The organism is Bradyrhizobium sp. SZCCT0148, from assembly GCF_018129985.1.
Taxonomy (GTDB): Bacteria; Pseudomonadota; Alphaproteobacteria; order Rhizobiales; family Xanthobacteraceae; genus Bradyrhizobium; species Bradyrhizobium japonicum_H.
Genome location: NZ_JAFCKT010000001.1, coordinates 1,593,374 through 1,617,736 on the forward strand (window position 1 = coordinate 1,593,374; position 24,363 = coordinate 1,617,736).

Consider the following 24,363-nt stretch of genomic DNA (forward strand, 5'->3'; position numbering starts at 1 on the left):
GCCGGAGATCAGGCGACGAAATTGCCGCCGAGTTCATCCTCGATGTGAATGCGGATGATGTCGTCGAAGGTCTTCTCGGCGGTGGTGAAGCCGAGCTCGAGCGACCGCTTCGCATTGAAATTGCGCGGCCAGCCGCCGACGATGCCGACGATGAACGGATCAGGCTCGCGCTTGATGCGCGCGGCGACCTTGTCGCCCGCCACCCGCTTCAAGGCGGCGATCTGCTCGCCGACGGTCGCGGACAGGCCGGGCATGGTCAGGTTGCGGCGCGGGCCGACCTTTTCGAGGTCCATGGTGCCGGCGTGCAGCAGGAAGCCGACCGCGGAGCGCGGCGTGGCATGCCAGTGACGGACGTTCTCGGACACCGGGAGGATCGCTTCCTTGCCGGCCAGCGGCTCGCGCAGGATGTTGGAGAAGAAGCCCGATGCCGCCTTGTTGGGCAGACCGGGCCGGATGCAGATCGTCGGCAGGCGGATGCCGATGCCGTCGAGGAAGCCGCGGCGCGAATAGTCGGCCAGCAGGAGTTCGCCGATCGCCTTCTGGGTGCCATAGCTGAGCAGCGGGGTGTGGAAGAACTCGTCGCCGATCGCATCCGGGAACGGTGCGCCGAACACCGCGATCGAGGACGTGAACACCACGCGCGGCTTGTAGCCGCCGCCGACGAGCCTGACGGCGTCGAGCAGCATCCGCGTGCCGTCGAGATTGATGCGGTAGCCCTTGTCGAAATCGAGTTCGGCCTCGCCCGAGACGATCGCGGCGAGATGAAAGATCACGTCCGGGCGGCCGGCGATCAGCTTTTCGGCCGCGCCGGGCACGGCGAAATCGCCCGACACGGTCTCGACGGGGAAACCGGCCTTTTCGGGCTGCTTGGGCTCGACCACGTCATGCAGGGTCAGCTTGGTGATGTCGCTCTTGCCGAGCCGGCCGTCGCGCAAAAGCCGTTCACAGAGTTTGCGGCCGACCATGCCGGCGGCGCCCAGAACCAGAATGTGCAAGAGCTCAACTCCTTCTTATTGGCCGGAACGCGCAGCCGTTGGCAGTTGTCCCGGGCGCGCGCCCGTGGCAGACCGCGCGACTATTCCTTCACGGCGCCGGTCATCGCGGACACATAATGCTCCACGAAGAAGGCGTAAAGGATGACGAGCGGCAGCGAGCCGGCCAGGGCTCCGGCCATCAGCGAGCCCCAGCGGTAGATGTCACCGTCCACGAACTCGTTGACGATCGCGACCGGCACCGTCTTGTTGCTGGTCGACTGCAGGAAGGTCAACGCGTAGATGAACTCGTTCCAGCACAGCGTGAAGCAGAAAATGAAGGCCGAGATCAGCCCGGGAATCGCGAGCGGCAGCACGATCTTGGTCAGGATCTGCCAGCGGCTCGCCCCGTCGATCAGCGCGCATTCCTCGAGCTCGAACGGGATGGTCTTGAAATAGCCCATCAAGAGCCAGGTCGAGAACGGGATCAGGATGGTCGGATAGGTCAGGATCAGCGCCAGCGGCGAATCGAACAGGCCGTACTGGAACACGACGGTCGCGAGCGGGATGAACAGGATCGACGGCGGCACCAGGTAAGCGAGGAAGATCAGCCCGCCGACGAGATTGGCGCCCTTGTAGCGCAAGCGCACGATGGCATAGGCAGCCAGCACCGACGCGATGATTGAGAGCATGGTGGCGCAGATCGCCACGTACATCGTGTTCCAGAGCCAGTGCGGATAGTAGCTCTCGAACAGCAGCTTGTGGAAATGCTTGAAGGTCGGATTCCAGGTCCAGAACGGGTTGAACTTGTCGAGATCGAGCAGCTGGTCGTCCGGCTTCACCGAGGTCAGCGCCATCCAGTAGAACGGAAACAGGAGGACAACGACGATGATTGTGAGCGGCAGGTACAGCGTCACGAGCCGGCGCGGCACCGACTGCAGATAGCTCATGCCCTCGCTGTGATCGTCCTTCGCCACCGTCGGAGAGGACCCCGATAGCACGGCCTTGAGATCAATCGATCTGGTCGGCAGATCAGTCATTGCTCTCTCCCTGCTGCCATTTCCTGCGCTGCAGGCCGAACCAGGACACCATGATCGCAGCGAGCAGGAACGGAATCATGGCACTGGATATCGCCGCGCCCTCGCCGAGCTGCCCGGCGATGATCGCGCGCTGGTAGGACAGCGTCGCCATCAGATGGGTGGCGTTTACCGGGCCGCCGCGCGTCATCGCCCAGATCAGCTGGAAGTCGGTGAAGGTGAACAGCACCGAGAAGGTCATCACGACGGCGATGATCGGCGTCAGCAGCGGATAGGTGATGAAGCGGAAATTCTGCCAGCGCGTGGCGCCGTCGAGCGTCGCGGCTTCATAGAGCGACGGCGACACCGTCTGCAGGCCCGCCAGCAGCGTGATCGCCACGAACGGCACGCCGCGCCAGATATTGGCGAAGATCACGCAAATGCGCGCCCATGTCGTGTCGCCGAGGAAATTAATGTTCTGGTTGATCAGGCCGAGATGCTTCAGCGACCACGAGATGATGGAGAATTGCGAATCGAAGATCCACCAGAACGCCAGCGCCGAGAGCACCGTCGGCACGATGAAGGGGATCAGCACCATCGCGCGCAGCATCGCCTTGAACGGCATGTTCTCGTTCAGCAGCAGCGCGAGATAGAGCCCGACCGCGAATTTGATGGCGCTTGCGACCGTAGTGTAGAGCAGCGTGTTGAACACCGACAGCCAGAATATCGAGTCGTCCCACAGCCACTCGTAGTTCTCGGTGCCGACGAAGTGCCCGACCCTGCCGATGCGGGTGTCGGTGAAAGACAGCCAGATGCCGAGCCCGAGTGGATAGGCCAGGAAAAAGATCAGGAACGCCATGGCCGGCACCATGAACCAGAAGCCGAGCCAATTGCGATTGTGTTTGAGCCGGGTCCAGGCGGTGTCCTCGCTCATCTGAGGCTTGGCCCGGGGAATTGCGACATCAGCCATGCCCGATATCCCTGATCGAAATGTTGACGAGCGGGCGGCCGGATGGCCGCCCGCTCCGTGACGCTCAGCGATAGATGCGCTTCAGTTGGCGCTCGGCTTCCGCCATCGAGCCCTTCGCATCCTTGGTGCCGGTGCAGTAGTTGGCGAACATGTCGACGACGATGAAGTCGGCGATGGCAGTTGCCGCCTTTTCGCCGACGGTGCCGATACCGGCCGCCGGAAGAGTGCGCTTCGAGGCCTGAGAGAAGACCTCGTTCTTGGGATCAGCCTTCCAGATCGGCGCCGATTCATAGGCGTTGAGGGTCTGCGTCAGGTAGCCCTGCGCGCCGTCCAGCCACTTCTCGTAGTTCTCCTTCTCCAGCATGAAGGCGATGAAGGCCTTTGACGCATTCGGATATTTGGTGAAGTTGAAGGCGAGGATCGGCAGCGCAAGCTGCAGCTCGGTCGGCTTGCCGACCGGTCCAACCGGCCAGAGCGCGTGATAGGTGTCCTCGGCGAGTTCCTTCTTGCTCGCATCGGTCTTGGCGGCGACGTAGATCGAGATGCCGTTCGCCGTGCAGTAAAGCTCGCCGGCGAGGAACGCCTTGTTGTTGGAGGAATCGTTCCAGGACGCCGTGCCCGGAATGAAGGCGTCGTACAGCGCCTTGCAATATTCCAGCGCCTTCGCCGTCTCCGGCGAGTTGATGATGATCTTGTCGTTCTGGTCGACGGTGTAGGCGCCGTGGCCCCACAGGACCCAGTGCAGCCACGAATTGCCGTCACCCGAGGCATGTCCGAGCGCGAAGCCGGCCGGCGTGTTGTTCGCCTTCAGCGCCTTGCACATCTCGAGGAAGCCGGGGAAGTCCTTCGGGAATTCCTTGAAGCCCGCCTTCTCGATCGCCGACTTGCGGTAGGTCATGTAACCGCCGTTGGTCGCAACGGGAATGCCGAGCCAGTCATTGCCCTGCATGCATGTCTTGGCCGCCGCATCGGTCCAGCCGCCGTATTTCTTGCCGAGATAATCGGCGACGTCATTCATCTTCAGAACTTTGGTGGGGAACAGCTGCGGCAGCGTGTGCAGGCCCCATGCGAGATCGAGTCCGGAGCCGGTGTTGGCCGCAACCGAAGCCTTCGGCTGCACGTCCTCGAAGGACTCGCTGAACACGTTCATCTCGGTGCCGGTGGCGGCCTTGAACGCGGCGACCATGGCGTTGAACGCATCGTCCTCGGCCGGCACGAAGCGCTTCCAGCGCATCACGGTCAGCTTGGCGCCGGGCTCCGCCTTCCAGGGCGAGCTCTGCGCCCAGGCCTTGGCGAAATCGAACAGTGCCGGCCCGGTGAGCATGCCGGTCGCAGCCAATGCCGTTCCGCCCTGAAGCAGAGTCCGGCGGGTAAAGTCTTGCATGGTGTCCTCCCTGTGATGCTTTTTTATTGTCTTGGCTTGGTCTTACGCTACGAGTTCAGGCGTTTTCCCGTCGTCTCGTCGAACAGATGCACCAGTGACGGCTCGGGCTTCAGCCGGATCTTGTCGCCCGGGTTGAACTGATGGCGTTCGCGGAACACCGCGACGACCTGCTCGCCGCCGATCTTGGCGAACACCTGCGTCTCCGAGCCGGTCGGCTCCACCACCACGATCTCGGCTTCGGCGCCGTCGTCGGCGATGGTGAAATGCTCGGGCCGCACGCCGTAGACCGCGGGACGGCCGTCGGACGCCGCGGGCGCGGTCTTGAGCGGCAGCTTGACGCCGTTCGGCCCCTCGAAGGTCGCCACGCCGTTGACCCGCACATGCCCCTTCAGGAAGTTCATCGCGGGCGAGCCGATGAAGCCGGCGACGAACTGGTTGTCGGGCTTGTCGTAGAGCTCGAGCGGCGTGCCCATCTGCTCGACGATGCCGTCATGCATGACGACGATCTTGTCGGCCATGGTCATGGCTTCGATCTGGTCGTGGGTGACGTAGACGGTCGTCGTCTTCAGCCGCTGGTGCAGCTCCTTGATCTCGGTGCGCATGGCGACGCGCAGCTTGGCGTCGAGGTTGGACAACGGCTCGTCGAACAGAAAGACTTGCGGATCACGCACGATGGCACGGCCCATCGCGACGCGCTGGCGCTGACCGCCGGAGAGCTGGCGCGGATAGCGATCAAGCAGCGGCCCCAGCGCGAGGATCTCGGCGGCGCGCTTGACGCGCTTGTTGATCTCGTCGGCGCCCGCGTTCCGCAGCTTCAGCGAGAAGCCCATATTGTCGGCGACCGTCATGTGCGGATAGAGCGCGTAGTTCTGGAAGACCATCGCAATGTCCCGCTCCTTGGGCTGGACATTGTTGACGACGCGGTCACCGATCGAGATCGTGCCGGAGGTGATGTTCTCGAGACCGGCGAGCATGCGCAGAAGCGTCGACTTGCCGCAGCCGGAGGGGCCGACCAGAACGACGAACTGGCCGTCCTCGATCGGTACAGTCACGCCGTGCAGGACTTCAAAATTGCCGAACGATTTCCGCACGTCGCGGATTTGCACAGACGACATCTAGCTCCCTCCTCGAAAGTCAACGACGCCTCGAGCGCCGCGACCGTCTTGTTTTTCAGACTTTACCGAACTCGGCCCGATCTTAGCGAGCAACATTGTCGGCAGTTTGTGCGGTTTTGGCAATTTGTCTTTGGTTAGTCGTTGCTGGTAGCGCTGTCAACGTTCCTTTGTTTGCGGGAATGACTGTGTTAAGAGCAGCAAATGGGTCGAAAACGCACCAAGTCAGGCAAGATCCGGCTGGCGGAAGTCGCCGAGCTTGCCGGCGTCAGCCCGATCACGGCGTCCCGTTTTTTCCGCAATCCGGAGGCCCTGTCGATCGGCAAACGGACACGGGTCGAGAGCGCCGCCAAGGAGCTCGGCTATGTGCCGAACCTCGCGGCCCGCGCACTCGCCTCGCAACGGACCGAGGTCATCGGCGTCCTGATTCCCTCTCTCACCAACAATGTCTTCTCGGACGTGCTGCGCGGCATCTACGACGCGTCCGAAGGCAGCCGCTACTCGATCCAGTTGTCCAACACGCGCTACAGCATTCTGCAGGAGGAAAAGCTGCTGCGGCTGTTTCTCGCGCAGAAGCCGGCCGGGCTGATCGTCACCGGGATCGACCAGACCCCGGAATCGCGCGCCATGCTCGAGGCCGCCGATTGCCCGATCGTGCAGATAATGGAGATCGGCCCCGACCCGGTCGACATGATGATAGGCTTTTCGCACTATGATGCAGCCCGCGCAGCGGTTGCGCACCTCTTCGAACAGGGCCGCCGCAAGATCGGCTTCGTCGGCGCGCGCATGGATCCCAGGGTGCAGCGGCGGCTGGACGGATACGTCTCGGCCATGAAGGACGCCGGGTCGTTCGAGCAGCGGCTCGTCGTCACCACGGCGACACCGACCTCGGTGACGCTGGGCGGCGCCCTGTTCGCCGATCTGCTGGCGCGCGAGCCCAATCTCGATGCGGTGTTCTGCGCCAATGACGACCTCGCGCTCGGCGTGCTGTTCGAATGCCGGCGAAGGGAGATTGCCGTCCCCGACCAGATCGCGATCGTCGGCTTCAACGACCTGGAATTCATGGCCTCCGCCGTCCCCACCCTCACCAGCGTGCGCACCAACCGGTACGAGATGGGCAGGACGGCCGCCACCATGCTGATCGAGGCGATCGACGGACAGCGCCCGGAGCAGCCGGTGCTCGATCTCGGCTTCAAGGTGGTCGAGCGGCAAAGCTCGTTGCCGCGCCATTCGGACAGCAGGCCAGCCGTTTCAGGCGCGGGCGCAACGAACAAAATGGTAGCGTTACCAAGTAGCCATGACTAGTATTGCGTTTGTGAGGAAACGACCCGCCAGCGGGCCAGCGATCCGTCATGTCGCACCGTTGGGCATCGCGCAAGCCGACGCCCCCAGGACTGACGTAAGTGGACGGACGCCAGTGCGTTTGCATTGCAGGAGAAACCAATGACAAAAAAGCCAACCAATGGGCATGCCCCCGCCGGCAACGGCTCCCGCCGCCACCTTCGCTCGCAGGAATGGTTCAACAACCCGCATAATCCGGGCATGACCGCGCTCTACATGGAGCGCTACCTCAATTACGGCCTTACCCGCGCCGAGCTGCAGTCCGGCAAGCCGATCATCGGCATTGCCCAGACCGGCAACGACCTCTCTCCCTGCAACCGCCACCATATCGAGCTGGCCCATCGCGTCCGCGAGGGCATCCGCGAGGCCGGCGGCATTGCGATGGAATTCCCGACCCATCCGATCCAGGAGACCGGCAAGCGCCCGACCGCCGCGCTCGACCGCAACCTCGCCTATCTCGGCCTGGTCGAGATTCTCTACGGTTATCCGCTGGACGGCGTCGTACTCACCACCGGCTGCGACAAGACCACGCCGGCCTGCATGATGGCGGCTGCGACCGTGAACCTCCCCGCGATCGTGCTGTCGGGCGGCCCGATGCTGAACGGCTGGCACGCCGGCGAGCGCACCGGCTCCGGCACCATCGTCTGGAAGTCGCGTGAGCGGCTCGCGGCGGGCGAGATCGACTATGAAGAGTTCATGGAGATCGTGGCCTCCTCCGCGCCATCGGTCGGCCATTGCAACACCATGGGTACGGCCTCGACCATGAACGGTCTTGCCGAAGCGCTCGGCTTCTCGTTGCCGGGATGCGCTGCGATCCCCGCGCCCTACCGCGAGCGCGGCCAGATCGCCTACGAGACCGGCAAGCGCGCCGTCGAGATGGTGTGGGAAGACCTCAAGCCCTCGGACATCCTGACCCGCAAGGCGTTCGAGAACTGCATCGTGATCAATTCGGCGATCGGCGGCTCGACCAACGCGCCGATCCACATCAACGCGCTGGCCCGCCACATCGGCGTCGAGCTCACCATCGAAGACTGGCAGAAGGTCGGCCACGACGTGCCGCTGCTCGTCAACATGCAGCCGGCCGGCTTTTATCTTGGCGAGGAATTCCACCGCGCCGGCGGCGTGCCCGCCGTGGTGCGCGAATTGATGAAGCACAAGCGCATCCATGAGGACGCCGTCACCGTCAACGGCCGCGGCATCGGCGAGAACTGCAAGGATGCGCCGAAGCCCGACAACGACGTGATCTGGGCCTACGACAAGCCGCTGGTGAAGGATGCCGGCTTTCTGGTGCTGAAGGGCAATCTGTTCGATTCCGCGATCATGAAGACCTCGGTCATCTCCAAGGAATTCCGCGATCGCTATCTCAGCAATCCGAAAGATCCCAACGCCTTCGAGGGCCGCGCCATCGTGTTCGAGGGTCCGGAGGACTATCATGCGCGGATCGACGATGCCTCGCTCGACATCGACGAGCGCTGCGTGCTGTTCATCCGCGGCACCGGCCCGATCGGCTACCCCGGTGGCGCCGAGGTCGTGAACATGCAGCCGCCGGCAGCGCTGATCAAACGCGGCATCCTGTCCCTGCCTTGCATCGGCGACGGCCGCCAGTCCGGCACCTCGGGCTCGCCCTCGATCCTGAACGCCTCGCCGGAAGCCGCCGCCAATGGCGGGCTTGCGGTCCTCAAGACCGGCGACAAGGTCCGCGTCGATCTCAACAAGGGCAGCGCCAACATCCTGATCTCGGACGAGGAGCTCAAGAAGCGTCACGCCGAGCTCAAGGCCAATGGCGGCTTCAAGCACCCACCGAACCAGACGCCGTGGCAGGAGATCTACCGCAACACCGTCGGCCAGCAATCGACCGGCGCCTGCATGGAGCTCGCCACAAGGTACCAGAACGTCGCCGGCACGTTCGGCGTGGCGCGGGATAACCACTAGACCTGTCATTCCGGGGCGCGACCGAGTCGCGAGCCCGGGATCCACTGAACAACCCACGCTGTGACCCGATGGATTCTCAGGTGCGCAATTGCGCACCGTAGTTTGCGCCGAGAGGCGCGCCCCCGGAATCACAGAAGAAAATTCAAAGGAGAAACAACATGGCCAACCGCCTCAAGGGCAAGCGCGCCGTCGTCACGGCTGCGGCCGCCGGCATCGGGCGCGCCTGCGCTCTCGCATTCGCGCGTGAAGGCGCAACCGTGATCGCGACCGATATCAACGAAGCCGGCATCGCCGATCTGACCAAGGAAGGCATCGCCGAGGTCGCCAGACTCGACGTCCGCAACACCGCCGACGTCAACGCCTTCGCCAAACGTATCGGCAAGGTCGACATCCTGCTCAACGCGGCGGGCTTCGTCCATCACGGCACCATCCTGGAATGCTCGGAAGAGGACTTCGATTTCTCGTTCGACCTCAACGTCAAGTCGATGCACCGAACCATCAAGGCGTTCCTACCAGAAATGCTCGCGGCCGGCGGCGGCAGCATCGTCAACATCTCCTCCTGCGCTGCCCTGAGGCCGCCGGCGAACCGCTACGTCTACAGCGCCTCGAAAGCGGCAGTTTCCCTGCTGACCCGCGCGGTCGCGCTCGACTTCATCACCAAGGGCATCCGCTGCAACTCGATCTGCCCCGGCACCGTCGAGACGCCCTCGATGCTCGACCGCGCCGCCGCACAGGGTCCGCAGGGCAAGGAGATGTTCATCTCCCGCCAGAAGATGGGGCGGCTCGGCACCGCCGACGAGATCGCGTCGATGGCGGTCTATCTCGGCAGCGACGAGAGCGCCTTCACCACCGGCGTCGACCTCGTCGTCGACGGCGGCTACATGCTCTGACGGCAAGAGGATCAGTCTCATGAACAAGATCGACCTCGACGGCCGCGTCGCTGTCGTCACCGGCGGCGCGCAGGGCTTTGGCCGCGCCATCACCCAGCGCTTCACCGCCTCCGGCGCCAAGGTCGCGATTTGGGATTTCGACGTCGCGCTGGCCGAGAAGACGGCGAAGGAGATCGGCGGCGAGACCAAGGTCTTCAAGGTCGACGTCACCGATACGGCAGCCGTCGAGCAGGCGCGCGATGCGACGCTGGCCGCGTTCGGCAAGATCGACATCCTGGTCAACAACGCCGGCATCGCCGGCGTCAACAAGCCGGTCTGGGAAACCGATCTGGAGGAATGGCGCAAGGTGCTGCGCATCAACCTCGACGGTCCCTTCATCGTCTGCAAGGCGATCGTGCCGGTTATGCTCAAGCAGAAATACGGGCGCATCGTGAACATCGCCTCCATCGCCGGCAAGGAAGGCAATCCGAATGCCGCGCATTATTCCGCGTCGAAGGCCGGCCTGATCGCGCTGACGAAATCGCTCGGCAAGGAGCTTGCCGCACACGACATTCTGGTCAATGCGGTGACGCCGGCCGCGGCGAAGACCGCAATCTTCGATCAGATGACGCAACAGCATATCGATTTCATGCTGTCGAAGATTCCAAAGGCGCGCTTCGTCCTGGTCGAAGAGCTCGCCGCTATGGTGGCCTGGCTCGCGTCCGAAGATTGTGCCTTCTCGACAGGCGCGGTGTTCGACATCTCGGGCGGTCGCGCAACCTATTGAGGACGGCATGATCCGGGAAGGCGGTTGCCTCTGTGGCGCGGTGCGGTTCAAGGCAGAGGGCGAGCCGCTCAATGTCCGTGTCTGCCATTGCCGTCTCTGTCAGAAAGCGATGGGCTCGCCCTTCTTCGCCCGCGCGCAATTCGACCAGCGCGCGCTGACGGTTGAAGGCCACACCGAACACTATGCGTCGTCCGAGCACATCGATCGCGTGTTCTGCAAGCGCTGCGGCACGCGCCTGTTCTCCTGGCGGCGCAACGGCACGCTGGCGGGCGTTTCGCTCACCACCTTCGACGACCGCAACGCTTTTGCCCCGACCGAGCATATCTGGGTCTCGGAAAAGGTCGCCTGGGTGAAGCTCGACGACGGTCTGACGCAATATCAGGGGACGATCCCGACGTGACGTCAGGATGTGCCTGGCGCAGACGTGCTCACCGTCTGGCCACGCCGGCCCGTTGTCGTTGCGATCCAGATCCCGGCAAACACCGCGACGATGCCGGCCGCGAGATTCCAGCGCAGCGGTTCGTTCAGTAACCACGCGCCGACCAGCGACGCCGTGATCGGATTGACCGTCACCGAGATCGCGACGCGCGTCGGCGTCGTCCGCTCCAGCGCAAAGGCCCAGAGATAGAAGGTCAGCGCGGCGCCGAACGCCCCGAGATAGGAGGCTGCGAGCCATTGCGGCGTGCCGAAACCCGCGACTGGCGCGAAGCTGCCGCGGACGTACGAGAGCAGGATGAGGCAGGCTGCCCCTGCTGCCATGCTCATGGTCGTGAAGCCCAGCGGGCCGGAGCGCCGGATCAGCGGCTTCGACCAGATGCCATAGAGCGCCATGCACAGCGCGGCAGCCATCATCAGGAGATCGCCGCGCCATGCGCCCGCCGGCGCGGAGGTCAGGTCGGTGAGGAGCGCGACTGCAACACCGAGAGTCGCAATCACCACACCGATCGATTTGCGCCAGGTCAGGGCTTCGGCGCCGAGCGCAGAGCCGATCAGGAGCGACAGCAGGGGAAGCGTCGACAGCGCGAGGGCGCCGCGCGCCGCGGTCGTGAAGATCAGCGACGCATTGAACAGGATCGGAAACATGGCGAAGAACAGAAAGCCGAGACCGACGGCGGCCGACCAGTCCCCTCGCCCCGGCCAGCGGTCGCCACGCAGCAGCGTCAGCGGCAACAGCAGGAGAAAGCCGATGCCGAACCGGAACGAGCCGATCGCGAGCGGATCGAGGCTGCCGACGAGATAGCGTGTTGCGCCAATCGAGGTGCCGCCAAGACCACTGGACAGCACGGCAGCCAGAACGCCGGATATCTCGCCCACACTTCCTCCCTTTTCCGCGGTTCGGCGCGCAGCATACGAGGCGCGCCGAAACAGGGAATGGAATTTCCGTCATGGTGCGATAAGTTCTTGTCATGAGCGCGCCCGATCTCGATCCCGATCTACTCAAGGCCTTTCTCGCGGTTGCCAGGCATCGCTCATTCACGCGCGCTGCCGAGACGCTTCACCGGACGCAATCGGCCGTAAGCGTTCAGATCAGGCGTCTGGAAGAGCGGCTCGATACAAGATTGTTTCATCGCACCCGGGCCGGCGTGACGCCGACTGCCGCAGGCAAGGAGCTGCTCGGCTATGCGAGCCGCATCCTCGACCTCAATGCGGAGGCCGTCGGTGCGCTTCGCGCGCGCAAGGCCGAAGCCGTGATCCGCCTCGGCGTGATGGACGACTACGGCACCCTTGTCATTCCGCCCCTGCTGGCGCGCTTCGCCCAAAACAATCCGCAGGTCCGGGTCGATGTCGAGACCGGGCTGACCGCAACGATGCCGGCGCGGCTCGGCGACGCCTATGACCTCGTCATCGCCATGCATCCGGAAGGATGCGGCAACGGCGAGCTGTTGCGGCGCGATCAGGCCGTCTGGGCCGCTGCCGCGTCATATTCAACCAAGCCGCACGACACGCTGCCCGTCGCACTCTACCCGCCGGGCTGTCTGTTCCGGCAATGGGCGGCGGATGCCCTTGATGCCGCCGGCCGGCCCTGGCGCCTCGCCTTTGTCAGCCGCACACTTGCAGCGGTAGAGGCGATCGCAGTGCAGGGCCTCGCGGTGACCGTCGTGAAGGCCGGCACCCTGTCTTCCCGCCTGCGCATCCTGCCGACGTGCGACGGCCTGCCGCCGCTGCCCGCGGCCGACATCCGCCTCCACCGCGCGCGCAACCTGTCGCGCCCGGCGACACTGCTGGCGGATCATTTGCAGCGTGGCATTTCGGAACCGGCCACCCTATCTTGAGCTGAAGCGTTGCTGCACCGCCGGTTTGGCTGGAACGGCTGCAAGGCCGCGAGCGAACCGGGATCAACGAGCCGTGAACATCTCCTTTTATGACCTGTCGGTATGGGTGCTTCCGCTGGTGCTCGCCATCACCTTCCACGAGGCCGCGCACGCCTTCGTCGCCGACCGGCTCGGAGACAATACGGCCGCGCAGCTCGGCCGCGTCAGCTTCAACCCAATTAGGCATATCGACCCGTTCGGTACCGTGATCCTGCCGGCGATGCTGCTGTTTACGCATTCGCCCTTCCTGTTCGGCTATGCCAAGCCGGTGCCGGTCAACTTCCGCAAGCTGAACAACCCCAGGCTTGACATGGTCTGGGTGGCACTGGCCGGACCTGCCACCAACATCCTGCTGGCGCTTGCAGCGGCCCTCGCCTTCCACACCCTGCCGCTTGTCCCTGCCAGCTCGGCGAAATGGGTCGCCGACAACCTCAAGAATGCGCTCATCATCAACGCCATCCTCGCGGTGTTCAACATGTTGCCGATCCCGCCGCTCGATGGCGGCCGCGTCGCGGTTGGATTGCTGCCGCGCGTCCTCGCGATGCCGCTGGCCCGGCTTGAGCCATTCGGGATGCTGATCCTGATAGGCCTGCTGATCCTGCTGCCTCTTGCAGGTTCCCAGTTCGGTCTAAATCTTGATGTTATTTCAGCAATACTGCGAACGTTGACCGGTCATGTGATTCAGGCTGTTCTCTTCCTGACCGGCAATGCGTAGTTGAACAACCGCACCCGAACTTTTAAGCCGAAGGGCCAGAGGCCGACTTGGTCAAAGCTGCCGATATGCTGATCGCGCGACGCGCCGACACCCGCGCCCGCGCCGATTTCGCCACCTGGAAGATGATGGCCAAGCTCAATGGGGCGTCCGCGTTGCCTTCGGGCGCCCAGGAATTCCTCGCGAGCTACCAGAACCTGCTGGCTCAGATGAGCGAGGGCGAGGCCACCGAGGCGACCATCGGCGCGATCTACAAGGCTTATTATGCCGAGATGGGCGGCGGGGGAAACCCGCCCGACGTCCGCCCTCGCCCGGCCGAGCCGGCAGCGGACAATGTTACCGCGTTCCGGCGCCCGGCACCGAAACCGAAGACGACCAGCTTTTTCGGGGCTGGCGCGGCAGCTGGAACCCAGAAACGGCCCCTTCCGGTGGCGCTGATCTTCGCCTGCCTTGTCGTCGTCTATGTCGCAATCAGGCTCTATTGGCGCTGAGCCGTCTTCTTCTTTTTCGCGTCAGCCGGCGTGAAAATGATGTCCACGGTCCGCTCGAACCGGTCCTCGGTCAACCCGGCGGGCGGCTGCGGGATCGGATCCGACTTGCGGACGATCGAGACCGCAGCCGCGTCATAGGCTGCGTCCCCTGATGACTGCACGACATCCACCGACAGCACGTTGCCCTTCCGGTTGATCGCGAAGCTGACCTTGACCTTCTGGTTATTGGGCTGTTTGCCTTCCGGATTGATCTTGTGCAGCGACAAATGCGCGCTGATCTTGCGGTTCCAGTCGGCTGTCAGCTTCAGGACGTCCTTGCCGATGCCGATGACGGGCGCCACCGCCTTCTCGGCCTCGCGCGCGTCCTCCTCGAGGGTCTGCCGCGCCGTCGCGACCGATTTCGGCGAAGCCTCGGCGGCCGGCGTTTCGACCGCCTGAATCTTCGGATCGTCTTCCGTCGGCTTCTTCGCGTTGTTCTCGGTCACGACGCGGTCGGGATCCACGACCTCCTGCGACTGGTCCTTCGGGAGCTCAGTCTCCTTGGTCTCGGCCTTCTGCTCAGGAAGCGCCTGCTGTTCCTGCATCGCTTCGCTGTCAGGCCCGGGCGGCAGATCGGTTTCGGGCGCCTTGGGCGAGGCCATCTCAACTGCGAATTCCGCGCCGTTCGCACCGAGGCCGTCGCCGTCGTCGTCGGCACGCAAATGCGCCAGCGCGAGCGCAGCACCACCCAGATGGAGCACAAGCGCGGCCACCGCCGCCAGGATCCACAGCTTCCGGGATGGTTTGAGTTCGTCCGACATAGCGGGCCTCTAAGGCTGAGCGGCGCCTGCCGCAGGCGCTCCCGGCGCGCCTTCCAGCGCCACCAGCTTCACCCGCGTATAGCCGCCTGAGCGAAGGAGCTCCATGACGCCCATCAACTCCCCATACGGTACCGACTTGTCGGCACGCAGGAATACGTACTTGTCCTTGCTCATGTCGGACAGTCCGTCGAGCGTCCCGATCAACTCGGCACGGTGGACCGGGTTCTCCCCGAGGGCAAGCGTCAGATCGGGCTTGATGCTGAGATAGGTCGGCTTGTCCGGCTTCTTCTGCGGCGTCGCGCTGGACGTCGGCAGATCGATCGGCAGGTCGACCGTGGAAAGCGGCGCTGCGACCATGAAGATGATCAGCAGCACCAGGATGACGTCGATGAACGGCGTGACGTTGATGTCATGCGTTTCGGAGAAATCGTCGTCGTCGCCGTCATTGTCTGCGAGCGAAACGCCCATGGCTCACTCCGCTGCGCGCGAATGCACGCTGCCGTGGCTGCGATCGAGATCACGCGAGAGCAGCCGGCCTGCGGCACCCGAGGCGCGGCTGACGAGCTCGAGATAGCTCTTCGTCACGCGCGAGAAGTGGTTGTAGATGATGACGGCCGGGATCGCGGCGACGAGGCCGATCGCGGTGGCGAGCAGCGCTTCGGCGATGCCGGGCGCGACGACGGCGAGGTTCGTGGTCTGCGACTTTGAGATGCCGATGAAGCTGTTCATGATGCCCCAGACCGTGCCGAACAGGCCGACGAAGGGCGAGGTCGAGCCGATGGTCGCGAGCACGCCCATGCCGATGCGGATCCGCCGCGCCTCGGCGCGCACGATCTCGGAAAAGCTGGAGGCCGCGCGCTCCTTGATGCCGGAATCGCTCGACAGGCCGGCCGACATCCGCGCCTCGCGCAGGGCCGCCGCCAGGAACGACGGCAGGATGCCTTCCTTGGCTCCGAGTGCCATCTGCGCTTCCGCGAGCGAGCGCGACTCCGCAATCTTCTTCAGGGCCGAACGGAGCTTGGTGGAAGCGACCGACAGTTCGATCGACTTGGCGATCAGGACGGTCCAGGTCACCAGCGATGCGAAGGCGAGCCCGATCATCACCGCCTTCACGATGACGTCCGCCGACATGAACATCACCCAGGGTGACAGCTCCTTCATCGCCGGCGCGACGCCGGCCGCCGCATCGGGCTTGGAATCGGGCTTTGCGGTAGTCGAAACGGTGGCCGCCGTAGGTGCCGGGACAGCAGGCGCGGTGACTGCCGGGGCCGGACCGACAGGGGCCGGCTGGGCCGCCGACTGCGCCGGTGTCGACGGGGTCTGTGTCTGGGCCAAAACGGGGGATGCGAGCCAAGCAGCCGCCAGCAACGCGGCGGCGGCAAGGCTGGCTTTCGAGGACATGATCTTCATACTTCGGCCCAGTAGCGAATGAGGTTGTGATAGATACCCGTCAATTTGACCGTTTCGGGATCGTCACGCCCGAGCCTGTCCACCAGCGCCTGAATCGCGGTGTCGAGGTCGAAGATCATGCTTCGGGCTTGATCGTCCCGTATCATGCTCTGGAGCCAGAAGAAAGACGCAACCCGCGTTCCCCTGGTTACCGGCGTGACGAGGTGCAGGCTGGTCGAGGGATAGAGCACGCAATCGCCGGCTGGCAACTTGACTTCGTGCGAGCCGTAGGTGTCCTCGATCACAAGTTCGCCACCGTCGTACTCTTCGGGCTCGGCGAGGAACAGCGTGACCGAAAGGTCTGTGCGGATGCGAAGGCCGGTCAGACGGTCGCCGCGGATCGCATTGTCGACATGCAGGCCGAAATGGTGCCCGCTGTCCGCCGCATAGCGGTTGAACAGCGGCGGGAAGATCTGGAGCGGTATTGCAGCCGCGATGAATCGCGGGTTGGACGTCAACGCCGAGATGATGCGGTTGCCGAGCTTGCGCGCGACCTCGCCGTCCGGCGGCAATTGCTCGTTTCGCTTGACCATGGCCGACTGCGCACCGGCAGTCGACCGGCCGTCCTCCCATGCGCTGGCGTTCATGATGCGGCGGAAATCCGCCACATCGTCCTTGCTCAGAATGCCAGGCAGGCACGTCAGCATGATCAGAACTTCGCCGTCGTGATCAGGTAGAAGGCACGGCCCGGCGCGACCGCCACGAACGGCACCGCGCTACGATAGAGCGTATCGTAATACAGCTTGTTGGTCAGGTTCTGCGCGTAGAACTTCATGGTCCAGTTCTTGTCGATCTTCTTCTCGACGAACGCGTCGAAACGCCAATAGCTCGGAAGTTCGTTGCCGGTATTGGCCGCGAACGTGCCGCCATAGACCTTCGAGCGGTACACCGCCTGGCCGCCCAGCTCCCAGCCGTCGTCGAACTTGTACTTGGTCAGCATGCTGAACGACTGGTGGGCGACGTTGGCGAGCTGCAGGCCGATGTTGGAGGCGATGCCGCTTTGCGTGACCTTCGACTGCATCAGCACCAGGCCGCCGAAGATGCTCCAGCGATCCGTGATCTTGCCCTCGGCCTCGATGTCGATGCCCTGGATGCGATAGGCCGCGCCCGAGGTGAGCAAGTTATTGACGGTCTCGCGCGCGTTGTCCTTGGTGGTCTGGAACAGCGCGGCGCTGACCAGCAGGTGACGGTCGGCCAGCTCCCATTTGGTACCGATCTCCGCCGCCTTGTTGCGCTCGGGCCCGAGCAGGATCGTCGAGTTGGCGGGAACACCGCCGTAATCGGTGCCGGTCGCGTCGAGCTCGGAACCGAACGGATTGGCGGAGGTCGCATAAGCGGCATAGACACTGCCGATCGACATCGGCTTGTAGACCACGCCGACGTTGTAATTGACGAGATCGGAGCTTTGCTTGAGATAGGCCGAATTGGTGGATGAGCTCTGACTATAGCCATCGTAGCGCACGCCGCCGTTGACGATGACCGTGTCCTGCCAATTCGCGGTATCCATCACATACACGCTGCTGGTGTTGACACCATAGCGCGTCGGATTTCCAACCAGCGACGGCGTGCCGAACGGAATGTTGGTGTATTGCGGGGAGTAGAGATTGACCCCCGTCACGGCGCCGGTGCTCGTGAAGGGGCTGCCGGCCAGCTCCGACGCGAGGCCGGCGTAACGGTCGATCGAGATGTTCTCGTTCGAATATTCGACGCCGAACACCGCGGTGTGCTTGACGCCGCCGGTGTCGAGCTTGAACGTGGCCTCGTTCTGGTTGGCCCACACGTCCACGTTCTGGTAGCGGCTCTGCGCGCTCGCCGTCGTGGTCCAGAGCAGCGGATTGGGGTTGGTCGTGATCGGATTCTGCGGCAGCGTGCCGATGTAGTTGAGAAGCGAATGCTCGCCGCGCACCTTGCTGGTCAGCGTAATGGCCTCGTTGACCTTGTACTCGATCGTGCCGGTGCCGAAATCCTGCCGCGCCGTCTGGAAGTCGCGGTTGAGGAAGCCGTACCAATTGCCGCGCGGAATCCCGGCCGAGGTCACCGGTACGTTGCCCTGCTTGTAATAGGGCACGCCGAAATCCGGGTAGCCGCTGAGGTCGGTGTGGACGTAGTTCGTGGTGATCTTGATGTCGGTGGTCGGGGTGTACTTGGTCGAGATGAAAGTGCCCCAGCGATTGTCGGTCACGTAGTCGCGGCCGGCGACGTTCGCGTCCTGGAACAGGCCGCCCGTGCGCACCGAGAAGGTGGGGTCGATGACCTGGTTGACGTCAAGCGTGACGCGCTTGGTCATGTCGGTACCGAACTCGGAATCCATGCGCTTGAAGTTGACGTCGCCAGCCTGCTTGGTGACGATGTTGATGGCGCCGCCGGCGGTGCCGCGGCCGGCATAGGACGATGCGGGGCCGCGCAGGATCTCGATCTGCTCGGTGAAGAAGTTCTCGCGGATGGACACCGCGGGATCGCGGATGCCGTCGATGAAGACGTCGTTGCGCGCATCGAAGCCTCGGATGAAGAAGCGGTCGCCGAATGCGTTGCCGCCCTCGCCCGAGCCCAGCGTCACGCCCGCGGTCGAGCGCCCGATCTCCTTCAGCGTCGTCGCGTTCTTGTCCTCGAGTACTTCCTTGCTGAGCACCGTGATCGTCTTGGGCGTGTTCAGCATCTTCTCCGGGAACTTGCCGGACGCCTGGACGTGATCGACCTTGTAGGGCGCGGCCGGATCGGCATAGGGATTGCCGTCGGGAGCGCCGGAGGGCGTGGTCGGCGCGGCCTGCTGGGCAGCCTGCTCGCGCTGCGCGGCGCGACGAATCGCGTTGCGGGCACGAACCTGCTCCGGCGAAGGCTTCGATGCCGTCGGACGCGGACGCTCGACGGGCGCATCGACCGTCACCGGCGGCAGGTTAGACTGCTGCGCCTGCGCGCCGCTCGACACCGAAGCCACTGCGATCAAGCTCGCAACTGCTGAGGCCTTCTTGCCGGAAACGCCCGTGAATTTTTCATCTGCAAAATCGAATGCTACGACCGAACGCAACGACTTCGGTGCGACCACCTGCCCCATTACCAAACGCCCCATCTTCCTGTTCGCTCGTTCACTTCGACGAACGATGAGTTGTTGGTATCGGCCGCAAAATAGCGGGTCAATGCGAGCAGGTCGCAAGAACCGTTGAATCAATCCAGATCAAAACGATTCTAAACTTCACTTTGAAATCGTTCTAAATCGAGATTGGACTCGTTCTAAAAAAACAACGCCGCGAGCTGCACATCGCCGCTTCGTTTACAGCATCAATCGCTGCTCGGCGGCTTCATCAACGAAAACAATTCATCGACGGTTTTCAGCGCGACAGCGCGCACGCGATCGGTCGAGTCCATGCCGGCGATGTTGACGCCGTTCACCACAGCTTTGATCTCGTCTCGGAAGTCGGTGAGGAAGCGCAAGGGATCTCGCTGTTCGTTGGCGACACGCGCGATCAATCCCGTGATCAGAATCTGACACGCGATCAGCTTGCCGTTCAGTTCGTCCATGTTGCGCTCCATGTGTGGCGGCGCCGATATGGATGATGGCGATATCCCTGACAACCGAAACGGCGGTCGCGCGATTTAGAACCGTTCTTGTCCTCGCCATCGAACTGCGGACTCTGCGCGGCGTCGTTCGGGTCGAGCGCACCGTCTGCGAGTGCCGTACAGGACTTGCTTGCAGTTCGGCCGGCCGGGCAAATGCAACACTGCACGCCGCCGCGCCACGGCTCTGCCTGGACGGTGCAAAGCTTTCCAATTGTTTAGGATTCTCGACGGATAGTGCTGTTTACACTCGAACTTGGCGTGTATTATACAAGCCCGCTGGAACCCTGCGATTGCCCTGGAATTCGTAGCTTGGGGGCATACGAGCCGACACGAGACGACATGAAAAAGTCCCGGCCGATCCTCTGGATTCTGATCATCGCGGCCGTGGCCTCCGCGGGCTACTATGGTTGGCAGAAATACGGACATAGCGCCGGCAAGACCCAGACCGCCGAGAAGGGGCCGTCCCGCCCGTCCGCCGTCCCCGTCAGCGTCGCCCCGGCGCAAAAGGTCGACTTCCCGGTCTATCTGACCGGCCTCGGCACGGTTCAGGGGTTCAACACCGTGCAGGTCCGCACCCGCGTCGATGGCCAGATCAACAAGCTCGCCTTCAAGGAAGGACAGATCGTCCAGCAGGGGGAGCTTCTGGTCTCGATCGATCCCCGTCCCTATCAAGCCACGCTCGACCAGGCCAAGGCCAAGAAGGCGCAGGACGAGGCTAGTCTTGCCAACGCCAATCTCGAACTTCAGCGCGCCATGAAGCTCGGCGAATTCGCGACCGCACAGCGGGTCGATACCCAGCGCTCGACCGTCGCCCAGCTCACCGCCCAGATCGCCGCCGACGATGCCGCGATCTCCAACGCCCAGACCCAGCTCGACTACACCCAGGTTAAGGCGCCGATCACCGGCGTCGCCGGCCTGCGCCAAGTCGACGTCGGCAACATCGTCAACGCCTCGACGCAGACGGGCATCGTCACGATTTCGCAGGTCGAGCCGATCGCCGTGATCTTCACCGCACCGGAAGACCAGCTACCCTATATCAGCGAAGGCCAGAAGACCGGCGCGCTCAAGGTGATCGCCTTCACGACCGACGGCAAGAAGACGCTGGCCGAGGGCAAGCTTGCGGTCATCAACAACCAGGTCGACACCGCCAGCGGGACGGTCCGGCTCAAGGCGGTGTTCGACAACAAGGACCACGCGCTGTGGCCGGGCCAGTCGGTCTCGACGCGGCTTCTGGTCCGGACGCTGAAGGATGCGACCGTGGTTCCGGATGACGCGGTCCAGCATTCCACCAACGGCCTTTATGCCTATACCGTCAACCAGGACAACAAGGCCGAAATGCACAAGATCAAGGTCAGCTACGCCATCGATGGACATTCGGTCATCGAGGAAGGGCTGAGCCCGGGGCAGCAGGTGATCACCGGCGGCCAGTTCAAGGTGCAGCCCGGCAGCCTCGTCTCGACCGCGGTGGCAAGTTCGAACCCGGCCCCGGCCCAGAACAAGGTACGTCAGGAATGATCGGGGGCGGGATTTCGGCACCTTTCATCCGGTACCCGATCGGCACCTCGCTGTTGATGGCCGGCATTCTCTTTGTCGGCCTCGTCGCCTACCCCCTGCTACCAGTTGCACCGTTGCCGCAGGTCGACTTCCCGACCATCCAGATCACCGCCAACCTGCCGGGCGGCAGCCCGGAGACGATGGCCTCGTCCGTGGCGCAGCCGCTGGAGCGCCAGTTCGCCCAGATTCCCGGCATCGCCCAGATGACCTCGACGAGCTATCTCGGCACGGCGTCGATCACCATCCAGTTCGATCTCAACCGCAGCATCGACGGCGCCGCGAACGATGTGCAAGGCGCCATCAACGCGGCATCCGGCCAGTTGCCGAAGAACCTGCCGTCGCCGCCGACCTATCGCAAGGTCAACCCGGCCGACGCGCCGATCCTGCTGCTGTCGGCAACATCGGACACGCTGCCTCTGACCAGCGTCAGCGACTCTGTCGACGCCCAGCTTGCCCAGCAGATCAGCCAGCTCTCGGGCGTCGCCCAGGTCTTCATCGGCGGTCAGCAGAAGCCCGCCATCCGCATCCAGATCGACCCGGCGAAACTGGTCGCCAAGGGCCTGTCGATGGAGGACGTGCGCAGCCAGATCGCGATCACCACGGTCGACAGCCCGAAAGGCAACATCGACGGCGAGAAACGCGCCTACACGATCTACGCCAACGACCAGCTCACGCACGCGAAGGACTGGAACGACGTCATCATCGCCTATCGCAACGGCGCTCCGTTGCGGATCCGCGATGTCGGCCAGGCGGTGAGCGCAGCTGAAGACGCCAAGCAGGCGGCCTGGGCCAACGGCAAGCGCGGCGTGTTCCTGGTGATCTTCAAGCAGCCGGGCGCCAACGTGATCGAGACCGTCGACAGGATCAAGGCGACGCTGCCCCGCCTCGTGGCGGCGATCCCGCCCGCGATCAAGATCGAGCTCATCAGCGACCGCACCACGACCATCCGCGCGGCGGTCGAGGACGTCCAGTTCACGCTGCTGCTGACCATCGCCCTCGTGGTCATGGTCATTTTCATCTTCCTGCGCAGCTTCTGGGCCACGGTCATTCCCACCATCACGGTTCCGCTGGCGCTGCTCGGCGCGTGCGCCCTGATGTGGGTCGTCGGGTACTCACTCGACAATCTGTCGCTGATGGCGCTTACCATCGCGGTCGGATTCGTCGTCGACGACGCCATCGTGATGCTGGAGAACATCACGCGTTACATCGAGGACGGGGAATCGCCGATGGAGGCCGCCTTCAAGGGCTCCAAGGAGATCGGCTTCACCATCGTATCGATCAGCATATCGCTGGTCGCGGTGCTGATTCCGCTGCTCCTGATGGGCGGCATCATCGGGCGTCTGTTCCGTGAATTCGCCGTCGTGCTGGCCATGACCATCTTCGTCTCGATGTTCGTGTCGCTGACACTGACGCCGATGATGGCGTCACGCTTCCTTCGCGCCCATGGCGAGGTAACCCATGGCAAATTCTATCAATGGAGCGAGCGCGCCTTTGACGGAATGCTGCGCGGCTACGAGTATGTGCTCGACCACGCCCTGGCCTGGCGGCGCACCACGCTGGCGATCTTCTTCGCCACGCTCGGTCTGTCGATCTACTTGTTCGTCCTGATCCCGAAGGGCTTCTTTCCGCAGCAGGACGTCGGCCTGATCACGGCGACATCGGAAGCCTCGCAGGACATCTCGTTCAAGGAGATGACGCGGCGGCAGGAACAGCTCGGCAAGATCATCCTGGCCGATCCCGACGTTGCCAGCGTCGCGATGTCGATCGGAGGCAGCGGCCGCGCCGGCAACAACGGCAACTTATTCATCACGCTGAAGCCGCGCGACAAGCGTGAGGCCTCGGCTCAGCAGATCATCGCGCGACTGCGTCCCCAGTTCGACAAGGTCCAGGGCGCCCGCCTCTACATGCAGGCAGCCCAGGACGTGCGACTCGGCGGCCGGCCGACGCGCACGCAGTTTGAATTCACGCTGCAGGACGCCAATCTGGACGAACTCAACGAATGGGCGCCCAAGATCCTCGCCAAGATGCAGACCCTGCCGGAGCTGCGCGACGTTGCGACCGACCAGCAGACCCAGGGCACCACGGTCCAACTCAAGATCAACCGCGACACCGCCGCGCGCTATGGCATCCAGCCGCAGCTGATCGACGACACGTTGTATGACGCTTTCGGCCAGCGGCAGGTAACGCAGTATTTCACCCAGCTCAACACCTACAAAGTGATCCTGGAGATCCTGCCGGAGATGCAGGGCAATCTCGACAGTCTCAACAAGCTCTATCTGAAGTCACCGCTGACGGGCGATCAGGTGCCGCTGTCGACCTTCGCGACCTGGACCACCGATCCGGTCCGCCCGCTCTCTATCAGCCATCAGGGCCAGTTCCCGGCGATCACCATCAGCTTCAACCTTGGCCAGGGCGTCGCGCTCGGCCAGGCGACGGAAGCCGTGCAGAAGGCGATGGCCGATCTCGGCGCGCCGCCGACGCTGAACTCAAGCTTCCAGGGCACCGCGCAGGCGTTCCAGCAATCGCTCGGCACCGTGCCGCTCCTGATCCTCGCCGCGCTCGTCGTAGTCTATTTGATCCTCGGCATCCTCTACGAGAGCTACATCCATCCGATCACGATCCTGTCGACCCTGCCCTCGGCCGGCGTTGGCGCACTTCTGATCCTGATGGTGGCGGGCTTCGACTTCAGCCTCATTGCCTTGATCGGAATCATTCTCCTGATCGGCATCGTGAAGAAGAACGGCATCATGATGGTCGACTTCGCCATCGCGGCCGAACGCGACGAGCACAAGACACCGGAAGAGTCCATCCGCCAGGCCGCGCTGCTCCGCTTCCGCCCGATCATGATGACGACGATGGCCGCACTGCTCGGCGGCGTGCCGCTGATGCTCGGTCACGGCACAGGCGCCGAAATCCGTCAGCCGCTCGGCTATGCCATGGTCGGCGGCCTGATCGTCAGCCAGGCGCTGACGCTGTTCACGACGCCGGTGGTCTATCTCTATCTCGACGAGCTCAACAACTGGTTCTCGGGCTGGGGCCGTTCGGGTGACGGCGAAGGCGGCGAGAGGGTCGAGCACCGCACCGTTAAGGAAGCTGCCGAGTAGCGGC

The 24,363-nt window shown here is 63.7% G+C and carries 22 protein-coding genes; 10 read left to right on the forward strand and 12 right to left on the reverse strand.

The features are described 5' to 3' along the window. Nucleotides 1–8 precede the first annotated feature (8 nt). The 5 genes from denD to JQ580_RS07750 form a co-directional block, all read right to left on the reverse strand. Nucleotides 9–995 carry a D-erythronate dehydrogenase gene (denD, locus tag JQ580_RS07730; RefSeq protein ID WP_212279045.1) on the reverse strand — a complete coding sequence of 329 codons (987 nt, stop codon included), beginning with the start codon at nucleotides 993–995 and terminating at the stop codon, nucleotides 9–11. A gap of 80 nt (nucleotides 996–1,075) precedes the next feature. Next, the gene (locus JQ580_RS07735) at nucleotides 1,076–2,011 is read right to left on the reverse strand and encodes a carbohydrate ABC transporter permease (protein ID WP_212279046.1); all 936 of its coding nucleotides are present in this window, start codon (nucleotides 2,009–2,011) and stop codon (nucleotides 1,076–1,078) included. Beyond that, entirely contained in the window at nucleotides 2,004–2,957 is a 954-nt protein-coding gene (locus JQ580_RS07740) for a carbohydrate ABC transporter permease (RefSeq protein WP_249133959.1), read from the reverse strand. The genes JQ580_RS07735 and JQ580_RS07740 overlap by 8 nt, the downstream gene beginning before the upstream one ends. A gap of 64 nt (nucleotides 2,958–3,021) precedes the next feature. Next, the gene (locus JQ580_RS07745) at nucleotides 3,022–4,341 is read right to left on the reverse strand and encodes an ABC transporter substrate-binding protein (RefSeq protein ID WP_212279047.1); all 1,320 of its coding nucleotides are present in this window, start codon (nucleotides 4,339–4,341) and stop codon (nucleotides 3,022–3,024) included. A 47-nt stretch (nucleotides 4,342–4,388) separates the two neighbouring features. Continuing rightward, nucleotides 4,389–5,456, reverse strand: coding sequence for an ABC transporter ATP-binding protein (locus JQ580_RS07750; protein ID WP_212279048.1), 1,068 nt, complete (start codon nucleotides 5,454–5,456; stop codon nucleotides 4,389–4,391). A 201-nt stretch (nucleotides 5,457–5,657) separates the two neighbouring features. Here JQ580_RS07750 and gntR point away from each other — a divergent pair, with 201 nt between their 5' ends. From gntR to JQ580_RS07775, 5 genes are all read left to right on the forward strand, one after another. After that, nucleotides 5,658–6,758 (forward strand): HTH-type transcriptional regulator GntR, encoded by a 1,101-nt coding sequence (gene gntR, locus JQ580_RS07755; RefSeq protein WP_212279049.1) that lies wholly within the window; start codon nucleotides 5,658–5,660, stop codon nucleotides 6,756–6,758. 138 nt (nucleotides 6,759–6,896) lie between these two features. Then, nucleotides 6,897–8,726, forward strand: coding sequence for an IlvD/Edd family dehydratase (locus tag JQ580_RS07760; protein WP_212279050.1), 1,830 nt, complete (start codon nucleotides 6,897–6,899; stop codon nucleotides 8,724–8,726). A 158-nt stretch (nucleotides 8,727–8,884) separates the two neighbouring features. Next, on the forward strand, nucleotides 8,885–9,616 hold the full coding sequence (locus JQ580_RS07765) for an SDR family oxidoreductase (RefSeq protein ID WP_212279051.1): 732 nt from the start codon (nucleotides 8,885–8,887) through the stop codon (nucleotides 9,614–9,616). A gap of 19 nt (nucleotides 9,617–9,635) precedes the next feature. Continuing rightward, entirely contained in the window at nucleotides 9,636–10,382 is a 747-nt protein-coding gene (locus tag JQ580_RS07770; RefSeq protein WP_212279052.1) for an SDR family NAD(P)-dependent oxidoreductase, read from the forward strand. 7 nt (nucleotides 10,383–10,389) lie between these two features. Continuing rightward, the gene (locus JQ580_RS07775; protein WP_212279053.1) at nucleotides 10,390–10,782 is read left to right on the forward strand and encodes a GFA family protein; all 393 of its coding nucleotides are present in this window, start codon (nucleotides 10,390–10,392) and stop codon (nucleotides 10,780–10,782) included. A 2-nt stretch (nucleotides 10,783–10,784) separates the two neighbouring features. Here the strand turns inward: JQ580_RS07775 and JQ580_RS07780 are convergent, their stop codons facing one another. Next, nucleotides 10,785–11,696 (reverse strand): DMT family transporter, encoded by a 912-nt coding sequence (locus JQ580_RS07780; protein ID WP_212279054.1) that lies wholly within the window; start codon nucleotides 11,694–11,696, stop codon nucleotides 10,785–10,787. A 92-nt stretch (nucleotides 11,697–11,788) separates the two neighbouring features. Between JQ580_RS07780 and JQ580_RS07785 the strand changes: the two genes are divergently transcribed. From JQ580_RS07785 to JQ580_RS07795, 3 genes are all read left to right on the forward strand, one after another. After that, nucleotides 11,789–12,655, forward strand: a complete 867-nt coding sequence (locus JQ580_RS07785) for a LysR family transcriptional regulator (protein WP_212279055.1) — start codon at nucleotides 11,789–11,791, stop codon at nucleotides 12,653–12,655. A 73-nt stretch (nucleotides 12,656–12,728) separates the two neighbouring features. After that, nucleotides 12,729–13,409: a site-2 protease family protein gene (locus JQ580_RS07790; protein WP_212279056.1), complete on the forward strand. Its 681-nt coding sequence runs from the start codon at nucleotides 12,729–12,731 to the stop codon at nucleotides 13,407–13,409. 65 nt (nucleotides 13,410–13,474) lie between these two features. Further along, nucleotides 13,475–13,897 (forward strand): hypothetical protein, encoded by a 423-nt coding sequence (locus tag JQ580_RS07795; RefSeq protein ID WP_212279262.1) that lies wholly within the window; start codon nucleotides 13,475–13,477, stop codon nucleotides 13,895–13,897. Here the strand turns inward: JQ580_RS07795 and JQ580_RS07800 are convergent. The 6 genes from JQ580_RS07800 to JQ580_RS07825 all read right to left on the reverse strand — a co-directional run bounded on the left by JQ580_RS07800 (nucleotide 13,885) and on the right by JQ580_RS07825 (nucleotide 19,662). Next, nucleotides 13,885–14,697 carry an energy transducer TonB gene (locus JQ580_RS07800; protein WP_212279057.1) on the reverse strand — a complete coding sequence of 271 codons (813 nt, stop codon included), beginning with the start codon at nucleotides 14,695–14,697 and terminating at the stop codon, nucleotides 13,885–13,887. The two genes, JQ580_RS07795 and JQ580_RS07800, sit on opposite strands and share 13 nt — an antisense overlap. A gap of 9 nt (nucleotides 14,698–14,706) precedes the next feature. Next, nucleotides 14,707–15,165 carry a TonB system transport protein ExbD gene (exbD, locus tag JQ580_RS07805; RefSeq protein WP_212279058.1) on the reverse strand — a complete coding sequence of 153 codons (459 nt, stop codon included), beginning with the start codon at nucleotides 15,163–15,165 and terminating at the stop codon, nucleotides 14,707–14,709. A 3-nt stretch (nucleotides 15,166–15,168) separates the two neighbouring features. Continuing rightward, nucleotides 15,169–16,107, reverse strand: a complete 939-nt coding sequence (exbB, locus tag JQ580_RS07810) for a tonB-system energizer ExbB (RefSeq protein WP_212279059.1) — start codon at nucleotides 16,105–16,107, stop codon at nucleotides 15,169–15,171. After that, nucleotides 16,104–16,793 (reverse strand): Fe2+-dependent dioxygenase, encoded by a 690-nt coding sequence (locus JQ580_RS07815; RefSeq protein ID WP_212279060.1) that lies wholly within the window; start codon nucleotides 16,791–16,793, stop codon nucleotides 16,104–16,106. Before JQ580_RS07815 ends, exbB begins: the two co-directional genes overlap by 4 nt. Nucleotides 16,794–16,795: 2 nt before the next feature. Further along, nucleotides 16,796–19,198 (reverse strand): TonB-dependent receptor, encoded by a 2,403-nt coding sequence (locus JQ580_RS07820; protein ID WP_212279264.1) that lies wholly within the window; start codon nucleotides 19,196–19,198, stop codon nucleotides 16,796–16,798. 224 nt (nucleotides 19,199–19,422) lie between these two features. Further along, a complete protein-coding gene (locus tag JQ580_RS07825) occupies nucleotides 19,423–19,662 on the reverse strand; it encodes a hypothetical protein (RefSeq protein ID WP_018319817.1) in 240 nt (79 codons plus the stop codon). Between the two features lie 378 nt (nucleotides 19,663–20,040). On the opposite strand from JQ580_RS07825, the gene JQ580_RS07830 reads away from it, so the two are divergent. Both JQ580_RS07830 and JQ580_RS07835 read left to right on the forward strand, forming a co-directional pair. After that, complete coding sequence (locus JQ580_RS07830; RefSeq protein WP_212279061.1) at nucleotides 20,041–21,216, forward strand: efflux RND transporter periplasmic adaptor subunit; 1,176 nt, start codon at nucleotides 20,041–20,043, stop codon at nucleotides 21,214–21,216. Continuing rightward, nucleotides 21,213–24,359 carry a multidrug efflux RND transporter permease subunit gene (locus JQ580_RS07835; protein ID WP_212279062.1) on the forward strand — a complete coding sequence of 1,049 codons (3,147 nt, stop codon included), beginning with the start codon at nucleotides 21,213–21,215 and terminating at the stop codon, nucleotides 24,357–24,359. Before JQ580_RS07830 ends, JQ580_RS07835 begins: the two co-directional genes overlap by 4 nt. Nucleotides 24,360–24,363 lie beyond the last annotated feature (4 nt).

Bases quoted from the DNA above. Each gene is read 5' to 3' on its own strand.
- JQ580_RS07735 (WP_212279046.1), bottom strand. From the start codon at position 2,011: ATGACTGATCTGCCGACCAGATCGATTGATCTCAAGGCCGTGCTATCG.
- JQ580_RS07740 (WP_249133959.1), bottom strand. From the start codon at position 2,957: ATGGCTGATGTCGCAATTCCCCGGGCCAAGCCTCAGATGAGCGAGGAC.
- JQ580_RS07745 (WP_212279047.1), bottom strand. From the start codon at position 4,341: ATGCAAGACTTTACCCGCCGGACTCTGCTTCAGGGCGGAACGGCATTG.
- JQ580_RS07750 (WP_212279048.1), bottom strand. From the start codon at position 5,456: ATGTCGTCTGTGCAAATCCGCGACGTGCGGAAATCGTTCGGCAATTTT.
- gntR (WP_212279049.1), top strand. From the start codon at position 5,658: ATGGGTCGAAAACGCACCAAGTCAGGCAAGATCCGGCTGGCGGAAGTC.
- JQ580_RS07760 (WP_212279050.1), top strand. From the start codon at position 6,897: ATGACAAAAAAGCCAACCAATGGGCATGCCCCCGCCGGCAACGGCTCC.
- JQ580_RS07765 (WP_212279051.1), top strand. From the start codon at position 8,885: ATGGCCAACCGCCTCAAGGGCAAGCGCGCCGTCGTCACGGCTGCGGCC.
- JQ580_RS07770 (WP_212279052.1), top strand. From the start codon at position 9,636: ATGAACAAGATCGACCTCGACGGCCGCGTCGCTGTCGTCACCGGCGGC.
- JQ580_RS07775 (WP_212279053.1), top strand. From the start codon at position 10,390: ATGATCCGGGAAGGCGGTTGCCTCTGTGGCGCGGTGCGGTTCAAGGCA.
- JQ580_RS07785 (WP_212279055.1), top strand. From the start codon at position 11,789: ATGAGCGCGCCCGATCTCGATCCCGATCTACTCAAGGCCTTTCTCGCG.
- JQ580_RS07795 (WP_212279262.1), top strand. From the start codon at position 13,475: ATGCTGATCGCGCGACGCGCCGACACCCGCGCCCGCGCCGATTTCGCC.
- JQ580_RS07800 (WP_212279057.1), bottom strand. From the start codon at position 14,697: ATGTCGGACGAACTCAAACCATCCCGGAAGCTGTGGATCCTGGCGGCG.
- exbD (WP_212279058.1), bottom strand. From the start codon at position 15,165: ATGGGCGTTTCGCTCGCAGACAATGACGGCGACGACGACGATTTCTCC.
- exbB (WP_212279059.1), bottom strand. From the start codon at position 16,107: ATGAAGATCATGTCCTCGAAAGCCAGCCTTGCCGCCGCCGCGTTGCTG.
- JQ580_RS07815 (WP_212279060.1), bottom strand. From the start codon at position 16,793: ATGCTGACGTGCCTGCCTGGCATTCTGAGCAAGGACGATGTGGCGGAT.
- JQ580_RS07820 (WP_212279264.1), bottom strand. From the start codon at position 19,198: ATGGGGCAGGTGGTCGCACCGAAGTCGTTGCGTTCGGTCGTAGCATTC.
- JQ580_RS07825 (WP_018319817.1), bottom strand. From the start codon at position 19,662: ATGGACGAACTGAACGGCAAGCTGATCGCGTGTCAGATTCTGATCACG.
- JQ580_RS07830 (WP_212279061.1), top strand. From the start codon at position 20,041: ATGAAAAAGTCCCGGCCGATCCTCTGGATTCTGATCATCGCGGCCGTG.
- JQ580_RS07835 (WP_212279062.1), top strand. From the start codon at position 21,213: ATGATCGGGGGCGGGATTTCGGCACCTTTCATCCGGTACCCGATCGGC.